17 protein-coding genes are annotated in these 15,207 nt (G+C 69.1%); 11 read left to right on the top strand and 6 right to left on the bottom strand.

What is annotated here, in order from left to right; all coding sequences use genetic code 11:
* Positions 1 to 2: 2 nt before the first annotated feature.
* Positions 3 to 752: an SDR family NAD(P)-dependent oxidoreductase gene (locus H7I87_RS08785; protein ID WP_033727244.1), complete on the bottom strand. Its 750-nt coding sequence runs from the start codon at positions 750 to 752 to the stop codon at positions 3 to 5.
* Entirely contained in the window at positions 749 to 2,032 is a 1,284-nt protein-coding gene (locus H7I87_RS08780; protein WP_033727245.1) for an alkyl sulfatase dimerization domain-containing protein, read from the bottom strand. The genes H7I87_RS08785 and H7I87_RS08780 overlap by 4 nt, the downstream gene beginning before the upstream one ends.
* Positions 2,033 to 2,116: 84 nt before the next feature.
* On the opposite strand from H7I87_RS08780, the gene H7I87_RS08775 reads away from it, so the two are divergent.
* From H7I87_RS08775 to H7I87_RS08760, 4 genes are all read left to right on the top strand, one after another.
* A complete protein-coding gene (locus H7I87_RS08775) occupies positions 2,117 to 2,887 on the top strand; it encodes an SDR family NAD(P)-dependent oxidoreductase (RefSeq protein WP_033727247.1) in 771 nt (256 codons plus the stop codon).
* 3 nt (positions 2,888 to 2,890) lie between these two features.
* On the top strand, positions 2,891 to 3,514 hold the full coding sequence (locus H7I87_RS08770; RefSeq protein ID WP_019733250.1) for a TetR/AcrR family transcriptional regulator: 624 nt from the start codon (positions 2,891 to 2,893) through the stop codon (positions 3,512 to 3,514).
* 79 nt (positions 3,515 to 3,593) lie between these two features.
* Positions 3,594 to 3,842 carry a hypothetical protein gene (locus tag H7I87_RS08765; protein WP_019733251.1) on the top strand — a complete coding sequence of 83 codons (249 nt, stop codon included), beginning with the start codon at positions 3,594 to 3,596 and terminating at the stop codon, positions 3,840 to 3,842.
* Between the two features lie 168 nt (positions 3,843 to 4,010).
* On the top strand, positions 4,011 to 5,399 hold the full coding sequence (locus H7I87_RS08760) for an HNH endonuclease signature motif containing protein (protein WP_033710910.1): 1,389 nt from the start codon (positions 4,011 to 4,013) through the stop codon (positions 5,397 to 5,399).
* Between the two features lie 12 nt (positions 5,400 to 5,411).
* Here H7I87_RS08760 and H7I87_RS08755 read toward each other — a convergent pair whose 3' ends face one another.
* Positions 5,412 to 6,176, bottom strand: coding sequence for an SOS response-associated peptidase (locus tag H7I87_RS08755; protein ID WP_033727251.1), 765 nt, complete (start codon positions 6,174 to 6,176; stop codon positions 5,412 to 5,414).
* 120 nt (positions 6,177 to 6,296) lie between these two features.
* Between H7I87_RS08755 and aroA the strand changes: the two genes are divergently transcribed.
* On the top strand, positions 6,297 to 7,604 hold the full coding sequence (gene aroA, locus H7I87_RS08750) for a 3-phosphoshikimate 1-carboxyvinyltransferase (RefSeq protein ID WP_033727252.1): 1,308 nt from the start codon (positions 6,297 to 6,299) through the stop codon (positions 7,602 to 7,604).
* Positions 7,601 to 8,596 carry a ribosome small subunit-dependent GTPase A gene (gene rsgA / locus H7I87_RS08745; protein ID WP_009978701.1) on the top strand — a complete coding sequence of 332 codons (996 nt, stop codon included), beginning with the start codon at positions 7,601 to 7,603 and terminating at the stop codon, positions 8,594 to 8,596. The genes aroA and rsgA overlap by 4 nt, the downstream gene beginning before the upstream one ends.
* On the opposite strand, the gene H7I87_RS08740 is transcribed toward rsgA, so the two are convergent.
* Positions 8,580 to 9,056: a winged helix-turn-helix transcriptional regulator gene (locus tag H7I87_RS08740; protein WP_033718543.1), complete on the bottom strand. Its 477-nt coding sequence runs from the start codon at positions 9,054 to 9,056 to the stop codon at positions 8,580 to 8,582. The two genes, rsgA and H7I87_RS08740, sit on opposite strands and share 17 nt — an antisense overlap.
* A 94-nt stretch (positions 9,057 to 9,150) precedes the next feature.
* Between H7I87_RS08740 and H7I87_RS08735 the strand changes: the two genes are divergently transcribed.
* Complete coding sequence (locus H7I87_RS08735) at positions 9,151 to 10,326, top strand: thiolase family protein (RefSeq protein WP_033718481.1); 1,176 nt, start codon at positions 9,151 to 9,153, stop codon at positions 10,324 to 10,326.
* Between the two features lie 4 nt (positions 10,327 to 10,330).
* Positions 10,331 to 10,855 carry a DUF302 domain-containing protein gene (locus H7I87_RS08730; RefSeq protein WP_033718480.1) on the top strand — a complete coding sequence of 175 codons (525 nt, stop codon included), beginning with the start codon at positions 10,331 to 10,333 and terminating at the stop codon, positions 10,853 to 10,855.
* Here the strand turns inward: H7I87_RS08730 and H7I87_RS08725 are convergent.
* Together H7I87_RS08725 and H7I87_RS08720 are read right to left on the bottom strand one after the other, a co-directional pair.
* A complete protein-coding gene (locus tag H7I87_RS08725) occupies positions 10,841 to 11,734 on the bottom strand; it encodes a metal-dependent hydrolase (protein WP_033718479.1) in 894 nt (297 codons plus the stop codon). The two genes, H7I87_RS08730 and H7I87_RS08725, sit on opposite strands and share 15 nt — an antisense overlap.
* Positions 11,731 to 12,873 carry a hypothetical protein gene (locus H7I87_RS08720; RefSeq protein WP_023860917.1) on the bottom strand — a complete coding sequence of 381 codons (1,143 nt, stop codon included), beginning with the start codon at positions 12,871 to 12,873 and terminating at the stop codon, positions 11,731 to 11,733. Before H7I87_RS08720 ends, H7I87_RS08725 begins: the two co-directional genes overlap by 4 nt.
* A gap of 118 nt (positions 12,874 to 12,991) precedes the next feature.
* On the opposite strand from H7I87_RS08720, the gene H7I87_RS08715 reads away from it, so the two are divergent.
* From H7I87_RS08715 to H7I87_RS08705, 3 genes are read left to right on the top strand one after another with little or no spacing between them, the layout of a single operon-like run.
* Positions 12,992 to 13,618 (top strand): TetR/AcrR family transcriptional regulator, encoded by a 627-nt coding sequence (locus tag H7I87_RS08715; RefSeq protein ID WP_011725938.1) that lies wholly within the window; start codon positions 12,992 to 12,994, stop codon positions 13,616 to 13,618.
* A 37-nt stretch (positions 13,619 to 13,655) separates the two neighbouring features.
* Positions 13,656 to 14,273 (top strand): TetR/AcrR family transcriptional regulator, encoded by a 618-nt coding sequence (locus H7I87_RS08710; protein WP_009978709.1) that lies wholly within the window; start codon positions 13,656 to 13,658, stop codon positions 14,271 to 14,273.
* The gene (locus H7I87_RS08705) at positions 14,270 to 15,094 is read left to right on the top strand and encodes a hypothetical protein (RefSeq protein WP_009978711.1); all 825 of its coding nucleotides are present in this window, start codon (positions 14,270 to 14,272) and stop codon (positions 15,092 to 15,094) included. The genes H7I87_RS08710 and H7I87_RS08705 overlap by 4 nt, the downstream gene beginning before the upstream one ends.
* The last annotated feature ends 113 nt before the right edge of the window (positions 15,095 to 15,207 follow it).

The following is a 15,207-nucleotide window of genomic DNA, read 5'->3' as shown; positions in this document are numbered from 1 at the left end:
CCCTAGACCGTCAGGTATCCGCCGTCGACCGCAATCGTGCTGCCGGTGATGTACGACGCCGCCTCGGTACACAAAAACAGCGTGGCCCCGGCGCAGTCCGCGGGCGTGCCCGGCCGGCCCAGCGGGGTGTGAAAGCCGATCTCGACGTCCATCACTTCGGGAATTCCCATGGCGGGGTGGGTCATTCGGGTGTCGATCAGTCCGGGGGCGATGGCGTTGACCCGGATCCCGTCGCCGGCCCAGCGGCGGGACAGGTTCATGGTCAGGGCGACCAAGCCCATCTTCGACGACGCGTAGCCGGGGACGAAGACCGCCGAGCGGAACGCCGACATCGAGACGACGTTGACCACACTGGCGCCGCCGGCGGCCCGGCTGGACTTGAGCAGGTCATGACAGCGCATGGTCAGCCGCATCGGGCCGAACATGTTCTGCGCCACCGAGGCGACGTAGCCGTCCGGGTCGTATTCGTCGCCCGCGGGGTAGGGCCCGCCGGCGTTGTTGACCAGTATGTCCAGACTTGACAGTGAGTTCGCCAGCGCGTCAACAGATTCCGGATCCTGGATGTGGCACTGCCGGTAGCTGAACGCACCGAGGTCGATGTCAGGATAGTCGGTGGCCGCGGCGCGGGTTCCGGTCACCGTGACGGCGGCCCCGGAGCCGGCGAAGGCGGTGGCGATCGCGTTGCCGATGCCGCTGGTGCCGCCGGTCACCAGCACCCGGGCGTCGGTGAAGTCGAAGTGGACGGTGTTCATTCCGGGTCCCTCAATTCGCGGATCGATTTGGTGAGCCAGGCTTTCTCCCAGAAGTTTTCGGTGCCGGCCAGCAGCGCCTCGTGGGCGTCGGCGGCGACCGCACGCGCCCGGGCGTGCGCCGGTTCGGCGGCCAGGACGAGGTCGGTGAGATGCAGCGCCTGCACCGGCCGCCCGGCGTCCAGGTGAGCGCGGGCCGCCTCGGCCAGCGTTTCGGCGCCGGCGGCGTCGACCAGGTCGGCCGCGACGGAATCCGGTGGCACACCGTACAACTCGGTGGTGGAGCGGTGCCGGAACCATCCGGTGTACATCTCCCAGATGGCCCGCACATTCCACGAGGTCTTGCCGTACCCCTCGCCGATGTCGAACCGCTCGGGCACCCTGACCTCGCGCATGGCCGTGTACAGGTCGGCGCCGGAATTCATCAGCTCGGCGGTGCGGTCGTGCACGGCCCGCATGGCGTCGCGCATCGCGGTGACTTCCTCGGCGATGCGGTCGGCGCCCTCGATGGGGGCGAAGTGACCGGTGATCAGTCGCTGCGGCCCGAACTCCAGCACGGTGTTCAACGACTCGATGTAGAGAATGGGGTCGCGGTACCGGTCTCCGCGGATGGTCATCAGGTTCGGCACATGGCCGAACAGCGGCCCGAACAGGTTGCCGGTGAACAGGATTCGCTCCTCGGGCAGCCACACCACCAGCGCGTCGGTGGTCTCCCCGCCCGGCGTCCACGCCAGCTCGAAGGCGCGCCCGCCGACACGCAGGTTCATGCGCTGGTCGAAGGTAACGGTCGGCTCGGGGAAGGTGAAGTCGAGCGCGGCGGGCTCGATGGTCTTGAAGTGCTCGAGCATGGCGTCGGAGAACTTTTGGAAGGCGAACGACGTCTTGGGCACCCGGTAGCCCATCAGCAGCGCGTTGTCGTCGCGCCAGTACCGATAGTTGCGATGCATGACGATGTCGGTGCCACGGTCGTCGCCGTCGTCGCCGTCGTCGCCGTCGTCGGCGCCGTCGCGCAGCGCGTTCACGCCACCCCAGTGGTCGGCGTGTCCCTGGGTGACGATGATGGCCCGCGCCGGACCGGGGACGTCGGCAAATGCCTTGCGGTGCAACGGCCCTTCGAAGACCAGGCCGGTGTTGACGATCACCCGCCCGTCGTCGGTGGCCACCGCATAGGAGTTCGACACCCCGGGTGACATCCAGACGTCGTCGCCCAGCGGCGTCGCCGGGGCGCCGGTGGCGGCCGCCAGGTCGCCGGCTCCGGGTCGCTCCCGGTGAATCCCAGCCATGACTGGCGATCCTCTACAGTTCTAGAGGTAAAGTCAATATGTTGCGGCCGGTTGCGGCGGGTTGCGGCGGTGAAGGGGATTTTTATGGGTCTTCGCGGGCTGGCGGACAAGATCGCTGTCGTGGTCGGCGGGGCCACCGGCATCGGTGCGGCGACGGCCGCCCGGCTGGCCGGGGAAGGCTGCCGCGTGGTCATCGGCGACGTGGCCGTCGACGCCGCGCGGCAGACGGCCGACCGCATCGGCGCCGCCGGCGGCACGGCGACCCAGGTGGCCTTCGACCTCGCCGACCCGGCGTCGGTTGCCACCCTGATCGACTGTGCCGCAACGACTTACGGCGGCGTGGACCTGCTGTTCAACGTGGGCGCCGACATGAGCACCATCCGGGCCGACACCGACGTGGTCGATATCGACTTCGACGTCTGGGACCGGGTGATGACGGTCAGCCTGCGCGGTTATGTGGCCGCCATGAAATACGCCATCCCGCGCATGCTGGACCGCGGCGGAGGGGCCATCGTCAACATGTCATCGGCCGCGGCGTTTCAGGGTGAGCCCGCCCGGCCGGCCTATGCCACCGCGAAAGCCGGCATCGGCGCTCTCACCCGCCACGTCGCGTCGCGGTGGGGCAAGGACAACATCCGGTGCAACGCGGTCGCGCCCGGGTTCACCGCCACCGAGACCATCCGGTCGGTGCCGCAATGGCCGGAGCTGGAAGCCGCCGCGCTCAAGCGAATTCGTGGGCCGCGCGTCGGCGACCCGGCCGACGTCGCCGCGCTGGTCGCGTTTCTGCTTTCCGCCGAGGGTGATTGGATCAACGGTCAGGTCATCAACATCGACGGCGGCACCGTCCTTCGGTGACTCATGGCAGCCAACTCCCGATCCCGCAGGCGTGACGGCGACGAACGCCGCCGCCAGCTGTGTGACGCCGCGATCCGGGTGCTCGCCGAGCACGGCTCGCGCGGACTGACGCACGGGCAGGTCGACCGTTACGCCGGCGTCCCCGAGGGCACCACGTCGTACTACTACCGCACCCGTGCCGCGCTGCTGCAGGGAGTCGGCAAGCGGGTGGCCGAGATCGACGTCGCCAACCTGCAGTCGGTGATCGACGAGCCGCTCGATCCGCTGTCGCCGTTCGCGCACCTGGCGCGGCTCACCATGATGCAGGCCAGTGGGCCCGGGCTGATGTTGAACCGGGCGCGCCACGAGCTGCTGCTGGGCGCCGCCCGCGATCCCGGTCTGGCCGAAACCTCGCAGGTTTTCGCCGGCCGGATCAACTCGATGGCCCGGGATGCCATCGCCCACCTCCAGCCCGACATCCGCGACCCGGCGCTGTTGGACGCGCAGACCACCGCCGTGACGACGTTCATCGCCGGTGTCTTCACCCGGCTGGCGGCCGGTGACCGCAACGTCGGCGACGCCGAGCAACTCGCCCATCTGCTGGAGGCGGTGGCCACCGCGGTGGCACTGCGGGCGCAGCGAAGTTAGCTTGGCGGCGAAAAGCGCTCCGGGGTCCCCCGCTTCGGCATACCGTTGATGCCGATTCGCGCGCCCACAGGAGGATTCGATGGACATGAAGCGTTGTGCCAAGCGTTTTGCCGGTGCCGGCGTGCTGGCGTTAGCTGGGTTGGTGACGATCGGCGTGGGCGTCGGCACCGCCGAGACGATTCAGACCGAGGGCAACTATCCCACCCGGGAGGCATGTCAAGATGCCGGCCCGGGCGTGAAGGCGTCCACGCCGGGGAACTGGAACAACTTCTGGTGCATTCCGGACCGGAACGTCAACGGCAACTGGAAGTTGGTGCTGAGCAACTGATTCCGCGCCGGTTGGTGGCGGGCCGGCTGGCCAAACCTCAGGGCGTTGGCGCACCGGCCGGGCAGTGGGCGCACGCGTCCTGCCGCCGCCTAAATCCCTTGTGTCACTTTGGTTTCTGTGGTCACATTGCGGGATTTTTTGTCGGTGGGCTCGCCTAGTTTGCGAGGTATGAGTAGTGATCGGGAGGCGGTGTCGGCGGCGTTCGACGCCATCGATGCCGCCCTGGACGATCTGCTCGACTGCGACTACGCCGCGTTGGCCACGCGCGAGAAGTTGGCGTTGCTGAACCGCTGCGAGAAACTGCGCCGGCGGCTGCCGGCGGTCGAGCATCCGCTGATCAACGCGCTGGCCCGCGACGCCAGCCCGGCGGAGTTGGGGGGCCGGCTTTCGCATGCGATCGCCGAGGCCACCCTGATCAGCCGCGCCGAGGCCGCCCGGCGGGTGCACACCGCCGCCGACCTGGGCCCCCGCGTCGGGCTGACCGGCGAGCCGTTGCCGCCGCTGCTGGCGGCCACCGCCGCGCGGCAACGCGCCGGGTCGTTGGGCCTCGAGCAGGTGGCCGTCATTCGTAAGTTCTGCCACCAGTTGCCCGGTTGGATCGACCAGGCGACCCGGGAGCGCGCCGAAACCGACCTGGCCAGGGAAGGCACCCGGTATCGTCCCGAACACCTCGCGGCACTGGCCGGCACGCTGGCCGATTGCCTCAACCCCGACGGCCTCTACCGCGACGAAGACCGGGCCCGCCGCCGCAGCCTCACCCTGGGCAACCAACACGCCGACGGCATGTCCGAACTCCGCGGCTGGCTGACCCCCGAACTACGTGCCACCCTCGAGGCGGTGCTGGCCAAACTCGCCGCCCCCGGCATGTGCAACCCACTCGATGAAAACCCCTGCGTGGACGGCAGTCCGAGTCAAACCGCCATCGACGGTGATGCCCGCTCGGCGGCTCAACGCAACCACGATGGGCTGCTGGCCGGGCTGCGCGCCCTGCTGGCCTCAGGAAACCTCGGCCAGCACAACGGGCTCCCGGCCTCCATCATCGTCACCACCACCCTGGCCGACCTCGAAACCGCCGCCGGACGCGGCCTCACCGGCGGCGGCACCCTGCTGCCCATGTCCGATGTGATCCGGCTATCCCGGCACGCCCGCCACTACCTCGCCATCTTCGACCACGGCAAAGCCCTGGCCCTGTATCACACCAAACGCCTGGCCTCACCGGGGCAGCGCATCGTGTTATACGCCAAAGACCGCGGCTGCACCGCCCCCGGCTGCACCGTCCCCGGCTACTACGCCGAGGTGCATCACTGCACCGACTACGCCACCTGCCACACCACCGACATCAACGATCTGACCTTCGCCTGCGGACCCCACCACCGCCTCCTGCAACCCGGCGCCTGGACCACCCACAAAAACGCACGCGGGGAAACCGAATGGATCCCACCACCCCACCTAGACCGAAACCAACCCCGCACCAACACCTTCCACCACCCCGAAAAACTCCTCCGCGGGGAGAACGGGGGTGAAGACGACGACGGCGATGACGACGAGGCGGCGTAGCGCTCGACGGCGCTAGAGAAGCCGAGCCTGCTCGGGCTCCGGCTTGGCCGGCTCGAGCAACTCCGGGCCGTTGTTGCGGACGTTGTTGACCAGCGTGGAGACCTCGCGCATGCGGATGGCGTGCACGTCGGGCGGGCGGGTCAGCAGCTCCTCGTCGACCGGGGCGTCGGGATCGAGCCAGCGGTCCCAGTCCCGCTCGGGCATCACCAACGGCATCCGATCGTGGATCTGCGCGAGTTCCCCGGGCGCGTCGGTGGTGATGATCGTGCAGCTCAACAGGGGCGGTGCGTCCTTGGCCGGCTTCCAGACCGACCACAGGCCCGCCATGAACAGCGGCTCGCCGTCCTCGGAGTACATGAAGAACGGCGTCTTGCGGGGCTTTTTGCCGGCCGCGGCGTCGGAGTTGACCCGCCACTCGTAGTAGCCGTCCATCGGGATCAGGCACCGCTTGGACTTGGCGCTGGCCCGGAAGGCGGGTGAGCTGGTGACCTTGTCGGCGCGGGCGTTGATCAGCATCGGCCCGTTGGTCTCGGGCGCACCGTCCGGTCCGGCTTTGGCCCACGGCGGAACCAATCCCCAGCGCATCAGCCGCACCCGTCGCGTCGGCTCGTCCTCGGGCTCGGAATGGCGGCTGACCACCGTGGCGATGGTCGACGTCGGCGCCACGTTGTAGTTGGGAGCCGTGTCGCTCGGGGCGGCGCCGGTGGTCTCGTCGATCGCCTTGATCTTCTGGGCCAGCTGCGCCGGATCGGTGGTGACCGCAAACCGTCCGCACATGACTCCCATGGTGGCAGAGCCACCGGGTACGGGTCAGTGGCAGAGCCACCGGGTACGGGTCAGTGGCAGCGCCACGCAGTGCTATTGGGCCCGAAAACGGTGACAGGTGATGATGGACCGGTGACTACGTGGACGGCCCCCCTCGCACCGCAACCGGTGCACGCGACCGTGACCGTTCCGGGTTCGAAGTCGCAGACCAACCGGGCCCTGGTGCTGGCGGCGCTGGCCGCCGCCCAGGGCCGGGGCACCCCGACCCTCAGCGGGGCGCTGCGCAGCCGCGACACCGACCTGATGATCGGCGCGCTGCGCACCCTGGGCCTGCGCGTCGACGGGACAGGCCCGGAACTGACCGTCAGCGGCCACATCGCGCCCGGACCACACGCCCGAGTCGACTGCGGGCTGGCCGGAACGGTGCTGCGGTTCGTTCCGCCCCTGGCGGCGCTGGCCGACGCGGTGGTGGAGTTCGACGGCGACGAGCAGGCCCGGGCCCGGCCGATCGCGCCGCTGCTGGACGCGATGCGCGGGCTCGGCGTGCGGATCGAAGGCACCGCCCTGCCGTTCCGGGTGCACGGCAGCGGCGCGCTCGCCGGGGGCACGGTGGCCATCGACGCGTCGGCCTCCTCGCAGTTCGTCTCCGGGCTGTTGCTCTGCGCGGCCTCCTTCACCGAGGGCCTGACCGTGCAACACACCGGCGCGGCGCTGCCGTCGGCCCCGCACATCGCGATGACGGTGGCGATGCTGCGCCAGGCCGGCGTCGACGTCGACGACTCGGTCCCCAACCGCTGGCAGGTGCGGCCGGGGCCGGTCGCGGCCCGGCACTGGGAGGTGGAACCGGACCTGACCAACGCCGTTCCGTTCCTGGCGGCGGCCGTGGTCAGCGGCGGCACCGTGCGCATCACCGGCTGGCCGGCCGACAGCGTGCAACCCGCCGACAATATCCTGAGCGTGTTGGGCAAGCTGAATGCCGTTGTCTCCCAGACTGATTCGTCTCTGGAGGTGCGCGGCTCCGGGAGCTATGACGGTTTCGACGTCGACCTGCGCGCGGTCGGCGAGCTGACACCGTCGGTGGCCGCCCTGGCGGCGCTGGCCACGCCGGGATCGGTGTCGCGGCTGTCCGGCATCGCGCACCTGCGCGGCCACGAGACCGACCGGCTGGCCGCGCTGAGCGCCGAGATCAACCGCCTCGGCGGCGACTGCACCGAAACACCCGACGGCCTGGTGATCACCGCGACGCCGTTGCACTCCGGGGTGTGGCACGCCTACGCCGACCACCGGATGGCGATGGCCGGTGCGATCGTCGGGCTGCGGGTGGCCGGGGTCCGAGTCGACGACATCGGCGCCACCAACAAGACGCTGCCGGACTTTCCGCGGCTGTGGGCCCGCATGCTGGATACCAGCCTGCCGGACGGGGAAGAGCACGGCATGTGAGACCCGGCGACTACGACGAGTCCGACGTCAAGATCCGCTCCGGCCGCGGTTCGCGGCCGCGCACCAAGACCCGTCCCGAGCACGCCGACGCGCGGGCCGCCATGGTGGTCAGCGTCGACCGCGGCCGCTGGGGATGCGTGCTGGGCGGCGACCCGGACCGCCGGGTCACCGCGATGCGGGCGCGCGAACTCGGTCGCACGCCGATCGTGGTCGGCGATGACGTCGACGTCGTGGGCGACCTGTCCGGGCGGCCGGACACGCTGGCCCGCATCGTGCGTCGCGGCGAGCGCCGAACGGTGTTGCGGCGCACCGCCGATGACACCGATCCGACCGAGCGGGTGGTGGTCGCCAACGCCGACCAGCTGCTGATCGTGGTGGCGCTGGCCGATCCGCCGCCGCGCACCGGCCTGGTGGACCGGGCGCTGATCGCCGCCTACGCCGGCGGGCTGGTGCCGATCCTGTGCCTGACCAAGACCGACCTGGCCCCGCCGGAGCCGTTCGCGCAGCAGTTCGCCGACCTCGACCTGACCGTGGTGGCCGCGGGCCGCGACGATCCCCTGCCCGCGGTGGCCGACCTGCTCGCGGGCAAGATCACCGTGCTGCTCGGGCATTCCGGCGTCGGCAAGTCGACGTTGGTGAACCGCCTGGTGCCCGACGCGGACCGGGCCGTCGGCGCGGTGACCGAGATCGGCAAGGGGCGCCACACCTCGACGCAGTCGGTGGCGCTGCCGTTGACCGAGCGGCTGGGCACCACCGGCTGGGTGATCGACACGCCGGGCATCCGGTCCTTCGGCCTGGCCCACATCCAGCCCGACGACGTCGTGATGGCGTTCTCGGACCTGGCGGAGGCCATCGCGGACTGCCCGCGCGGCTGCGGGCACATGGGACCGCCCGCCGACCCCGAATGCGCCCTGGACACGCTGACCGGACCCGCCGCCCGCCGCGTCGCCGCCGCCCGACGGCTGCTGGACGCGCTCAACCAGACTTCTTAGCCAACCGCATACCCAGTTCGTCGGGCGGCACCAAATGCCCGTCGGCGCAACGGATTTCGACGCTGACCTCGGCGCCGCAGCCCAGGTGGGTCAGCTGCAACCGGTGACGCCCCGGCAGATGACGCCGGCCCCACTCGAACATCGCCCACACCACCGGCATGAAGTCGATTCCGGCCTGGGTGAGCACGTACTCTTCGCGGCTGCGCTGCCCGGGTTCCCGATACGGCCGCCGTTTCAGCAGCCCCAGCTCGACCAGCTCCGCCAGCCGCGCGGAAGTGGCCGCCTTGGTGATGCCCACCCGCCGGGCGAAGTCGTCGAACCGGGTGGTGCCGTAGTACGCCTCGCGCATGATCAGCATCGCGGACTTGGTGCCGACGACGGCCATCGTCTTCTCGATCGCGCACTCCCCCACCGCCGACCAGGCATCGCGGTCGGCCAGCGGCCCCTGCAGCAGTGTCATCCAAATCACCTCCTCGGCTGAGTTGCTTTAAGCATACCGAGGTGCTTATCTGAGTACAGTCGAATATATCCAGACCTGGACTCGAGGAGGAGCCATGAACCGCGACGCCGTCATCGTCGGGGCCGTCCGCACCCCGATCGGCAAGGGCAAGGCCAGTGGTGCGCTGCACGACGTGTTGCCCGCCGACCTGCTGGCCCACAGCCTGCGGGAGCTGGTGGCGCGCACCGGAGTCGATCCGGCGCAGGTCGACGACGTCATTGCCGGCGCCGTCACCCAGGTCGGCGACCAGGCGGTCAACATCGCACGAAACGCGTTGTTGGGAGCGGGTTTCCCGGAGTCGGTTCCCGGTGTCACCATCGACCGCCAGTGCGGCAGCAGCCAGCAGGCGATCAGCTTCGCGGCCCAGGGCGTCATCGCCGGCGCCTATGACGTGGTGATCGCCGCCGGGGTGGAGTCGATGGGCCGCGTCCCGATGGGCTCCCAGGTGCTGCCCGGCAGCAACCCATTCGGCGAGGCGATGAACGCCCGCTATCCCGAAGGCCTGGTGCCGCAAGGGATCAGCGCCGAACTGATCGCCGCGAAGTGGGGATTCTCGCGCACCCAGCTCGACGAGTTCTCCGCCGCCAGCCACGAGAAGGCCGCCCGCGCCACCAAGGACGGGCTGTTCGACAACGAGCTCATCCCGATCGCCGGGCTGGCCACCGACGAGTTCATCCGGCCCGGCACCACGGTACAGACGCTGGCCGGACTACGGCCCGCGTTCTACAGCGAAGCCACCGAAGCCCGCTTCCCGCAGATCAATTGGGAGATCACGGCCGGCAACTCCTCGCCGCTGTCCGACGGCAGCGCCGCGGTGCTGATCACCAGCAACGAGACCGCCGCGCGGCTGGGTCTGCGGCCGCTGGCCCGGATCCACACCACCGCCGTGGTCGGCTCCGACCCGCTCTACATGCTGACCGGCGTGATTCCGGCCACCGAGAAGGTGCTGTCGAAGGCGGGCCTGACGCTGGCCGACATCGACCTGTTCGAGGTGAACGAGGCGTTCGCCCCCGTCGTGCTGGCCTGGGCGCAGGACACCGGCGCGGATCTGGACAAGACCAACGTCAACGGCGGGGCGATCGCGATCGGACATCCGTTGGGGGCCAGCGGCGCCCGCATCATGACCACTCTCGTCAACGCGCTGGAGCAACGCGGCGGAAGGTATGGCCTGCAGACGATGTGCGAGGGCGGCGGCATGGCCAACGCCACCATCATCGAGCGGTTGAGTTAGGCCAGTGACCGAGACCCGGTACATCCCCTTTCACGGCGTGCGGGTGCACTACGACAGCGCCAAGAGCTACGACCAACTGCGTGCCGCGCTGCTCGCCGACATCGGCGAGCAACCGGTGCCGCTCAACGACATCGCCACCGACGCCGGCGACTGGGAGTCGTACCGCAAACGCATCGAATCCCACGTCGGCCCAAGCGGATTCATGCTGATAGGCCTCATCGATCATGGCGCCTGGATCACCAAGGCCGGCATCGAGCGCAGGGCGCTGCGCGTGATCCTCGGCAACCCGCTGATCGCGATCACCATGCTGCGCCACGACGTCACGGCCGGGTTGTTCGCCCCGGTCGAACTGCTGCTCGCCGAGGAGGGTTCCGGCAGCAGCCTGACCTACGTCAAGCCGTCGTCACTGATGGTTCCGGAGAGGGACCCGGCGCCCAATCCGGAATTGCTCGCCGCCGCGGAAGCGCTGGACGAGAAATTGGCCGCGCTGGCCGTCAACGTGACCGGCTCGGTATCAGAGTTCGCTTGAGTACCAGTGGCATACGTCATCCCCCTGGCTGTACCGCTGGAACCAGCGATCGGCGAACACCGGAAGTGGCTCCTTGGCGGGATCGTGCAGTGGCGCCTGGCTCATCAGCACCCGGGCGGCGGTGCCGAGCTTCTGCTTCCAGGGCACCGTGTGCAGCGCGGGCCGCACCCGCGGACCGGGACCGGCATCACGCCTCGGCGTCAGGCCGCGCCACGGGGCGAAATCCCGTGCGTCCACGCCGCGTTCCGATCGCGGCACGGCGGCGTCGATGCCGTCGAACAGCCTGGTGGCGACCTGCATCAGGTGTTTGACGACGCGGGGCAGCACCCGCAGCCGGTACCACTTGTCGCCGACGACCGCGTCGTAGACGACCAGGGCCGAGCTGCGATGCTCCACCTCCTCGACGAAGTGCCACATCAGCAGCGATGCCACGCGTTCGTCGCCGGGGCGAAACAGCGTGGCCTCGTTGTCGAGCAGCATCTTGAAGAACGGCGTGAAAGTTGCTTCCAGATCGGCGATGTAGGCCAGCCGGAAGTTCAGCGGGGTGGACTCCGTGAGGTGGTCATAGGACGCGACGGCCGCGTCGAGGATTTCCCGCAGCCCGGGGTGGCTCCGGATCAGGGCACGCAGGTGCTGGCGGTGCGCGTTGGCGTGTTGGGCCTCCTGACGCAGGAACGCCTCCGCCTCGTCGGCGACCGCGGGGTCGGTGATGCGGGGCATGGCCTCTCGCACCGCCGAGACGAGCATCTTCTCGAAGCAGATCGCCATCATCGAGACCATGTTCATGTAGGTGGAGAAGGCGGGATTGCCCGCGTTCCAATTGAACGGGACCTCGCCGTCGAGGTCGAAGCGGATGCGCCGAATCCGTAGTTCTGTCATGGCATTACCTCGCGCCGGTCGGTTCGCCGAAGGAGCGCGCTTAGACGGCCCACGGGGACCGTCACCGAAACGGTCAGCGCCACCGCGAGCACGAAGCACACCAGTGCGTAGGCCAGGCTGCCGGTCGGCGTTCCGTCACGGGTGAGCCCGTGCGCGGCGTTCAGGTAGGCGGGCATGGCCGACACCCACAGCGACCCGAGAACAAGCAAATACGCGGATCCGAAGATCGCGACGAAGGTGTTGGGCGCGCTCGGTGTGAACGCGGCATTGCGCCACTGCCGCAACAGCACCGGGATGGCCACCACGGCGAACACGCCCAGAAGAGCGAAGTACAGCGCCCGCCGCAACCCACCGTCGGGATGCTGGCCGCCGGTCAGCAGTATCGGGACGTTGGCGACGACCAGGCCGACCGGCACCAGCACGGCCACGCCGAATGTGCGGCCGGTCAAGGCAATTCGGCTCAGCCGGCGGCCCCGCTCGATCGGGCGGGTCACCAGCAGCTGGGCGAACAGCGCAACGCAGGCCGGCCCGACCGTGGCGAAGAGCAGGACGCTGCTCAGCGGCACCGACGCCAGCATCGGGCGGTTGATCGCGTTGTCGGCGTTCCACGCCCACCAGCGCAGTTGCGGACCCAGCTGGTCGAAGATCTCGTAGTAGCAGTTGTGCACGAACCCCACGCACACCGCGCCGACGATCGCGCCCCAGTCCCGGAACACGCCGAGGCTGCGGACCACTTCGTAGGCCAGGGTCAGCATCGCGGGATAGAGCCCGACGATGTAGAGCGGCAGCCGGTCGTACATGAACTGCACCGTGAAGACGTTGTGCGCGAAGACCGCACCGATGGTGCTGTCGACGCGGAAGACCGTCGGGAAGTACAGCGGCGGCTCCACGATCAGCAGGTAGATCACCGTGGCGAACCAGATCACGATGTTGACGGGATCGCGGTCGCGCCGCAGCCGGCGAATCGCCCACCACAGCGCCAGCACCGCGCCCGCGACCATCAGCAGCTCGAGCACCGGCAGCGTCCAATTCGCCAGTCCGAACGGGTTTCTCAGCGTCACCCACGGTGCGGCGTGCTCACAGCCGAACCCGAGCCGGTTGGCGATGCGCTCGATGTCGTCGCTACATTGACCGCTCATCGTCGGGCGTCCTCAGTTCCAGGCGCACGCACAAGCTGCACGCGCTTACCGAAAGCTTGACGATACATGTCTAACAAATGTGTGTCGCCACTGTCCAGCATTGACTACATTTGCAGGCATGCGGACTCACGGCTGGCAGGGCGAGCCGCCGCGCAGCGACGAGGATGCCGTCGCGCGGATCGTGGCGGCGGCCGACCGGTGCGTGCGGCGCCGCGGCGGGCAGACCACCATCGCCGACGTCGCCGCCGAGCTCGGGGTCAGCCGGAAGACCGTGTACCGATACTTCCCCAGCACCACCGCCCTGCTGCGGGCGGTGGCCACCGAGGGCACCCGAAAGTTCTTGGAAGCCATGGCCGAACGCCTGAGCGCGATCGACGACATCGCCGAGGCCGTCGTCGAGGGCGTCGTCCTGACCGTCACCGCGGTTCCCGACGAGCCCTACCTCCAGCTCCTGCTGGAGGAGCCGTCCCACGCGCTGCTGCGCAGCATCACGTCGGAGACAGCGCGCCGCGTCGGGCAACAGGTCCTGGTCGAGCACACCTCGGTCGACTGGGAGCGCACGCCGATGGCGTCGCGGACCCTCGACGAACTGGTCGAATGGTCGCTGCGCGCCGTGCACTCCTTTCTGGCCAACCCCAGCGATCCGCCGCGCGACGCGGACCAGCTTCGCGGCTACCTGCGACGCTGGCTGGCCCCGGCGATCAGGCAATGGGTGCAACAGGCGGCGGCGGGGACGATGGTGTGACATTCGCTGACACTCGTCATTGACGAGCGTCAGCGAAATGCCGTACGGTGCGTCCATGCAGTCACCAGCGACGCCGTCCGCGAGCGGCGGCGGTGTCCGTGAGGCACGCCGGCGGGAAACCCGCGCCCGGTTGTTCGACGCGGCGCTGGCCGAGATTTCACAACGGGGCCTGGCCGCCGCCGACGTCAGCGCCATCGTCGCCGACGCGGGCGTGGCCCGCGGGACCTTCTACTTCCACTTCCCGACCAAGGAGCACGTCCTCGTCGAGGTGGAGCGCGCCGAGGAAACCCGGATCGTCAGCGAACTCGGCGGCGCCACCGGCGATCTGGCGGCGGTGCTCAACCAACTCGTGCAGCACGTGCTCAGCGCGGAAAAACGTTTGGGCCCAGCGGTTTTCCGGGACATGCTCGGACTGCACTTCTGCTCGACGCGGCCGGTCGAAGACGAGTTGGCGCAGCACCCGCTCGGACAGTTCCTGGTGGGCGTCATCGGCCGGGCCCAGGACGCCGGGCAGGTCGCCTCCGACGTCGACGCGGCCGAACTCGCGACGTTCTTCCTCACCGGGCTGTTCGCGCTGCTGGCCACCGGCGCACACGACGGTGCGCTGTTAAGTCATTACGTGACAACGATTGTCAAAGGGATGGAGAAACGATGACTGCCACCGGTATCGAGGGCTACCGAGCCTTCCTGGCGCGACGTGACGGCGAGGCCGACCTGCTCAACAGGCGACTGGCCAATCGCGAGCAGTTCTTCACCCAGATCGAAGCCAACCCGGTGCGCTCGGCGCGTCCCGCCGACCGAGCCACCTTCCTGCGCAACCTGCGCCGCCGGAAACCCGAACCCGGCCTGGACGACAAGATGCTGTTTCTGCTGGCCACCGCGAAGCTCAACCAGGCCGAGCGATTCGGCGTCGGGCTCGGCGAAACCTACGGGCGCAACAGCGACGAGAGCCTGCCGCCCGAGAATGTCTATCTCGAACTCGAGGAGCACTATCACACTCGGCTGCTGGCGTACGCCCTGGACGTGTTCGACCTGACCTTTCAGGTGGTCCCGCCGCCGTTCGTGATGCGCCAGTTCGTCAAGACCGGAGTGTTTCTTCCGGAACGGCTCGGCTTCATGTTCGTCGGAGCCGCCGAGATGGCCGGCTGCATCCTGTTCGACGAACTTCGCCGGGTCGGCAGTGCACTGTTCGCCGACGAGCCGCAGGTCGCCGAGCGCATCGAACTGCTCTACAGCGAAATCCTCACCGACGAGATCGGGCACGTCGGCTACTGCGCCTCGCGCTGCAGCACCGCGGAGCGGGCGATCATGCGCCGCCTCTATCCGCTGATCGGTCGGCTGTTCGCGCGGCAGACCGCCGAGATCAGCCTGCTCGTCGACCCGAAAGCGTTGCGCGCCAGGCTCGACCGACCCTTCGACGTCGACGAACTCACCGCGGGGCTGGACAACGAAACCTACCTCGTCGCCCACCCGTGACCCCGGACTCGACGGCGGACCCCGCAAACAACGTCGCGCCGAGCGTGCACTGAGTGCGACAGATCAGCGAAATATTCGCCGTGAGAACACGTTCGGCGCGCTGCGGCGAAGGC

The organism is Mycobacterium timonense (assembly GCF_025821985.1).
Classification (GTDB): domain Bacteria; phylum Actinomycetota; class Actinomycetes; order Mycobacteriales; family Mycobacteriaceae; genus Mycobacterium; species Mycobacterium avium.
Note: the sequence above shows the minus strand (reverse complement) of the source record. Positions and strands in the feature narration are given on the sequence as shown.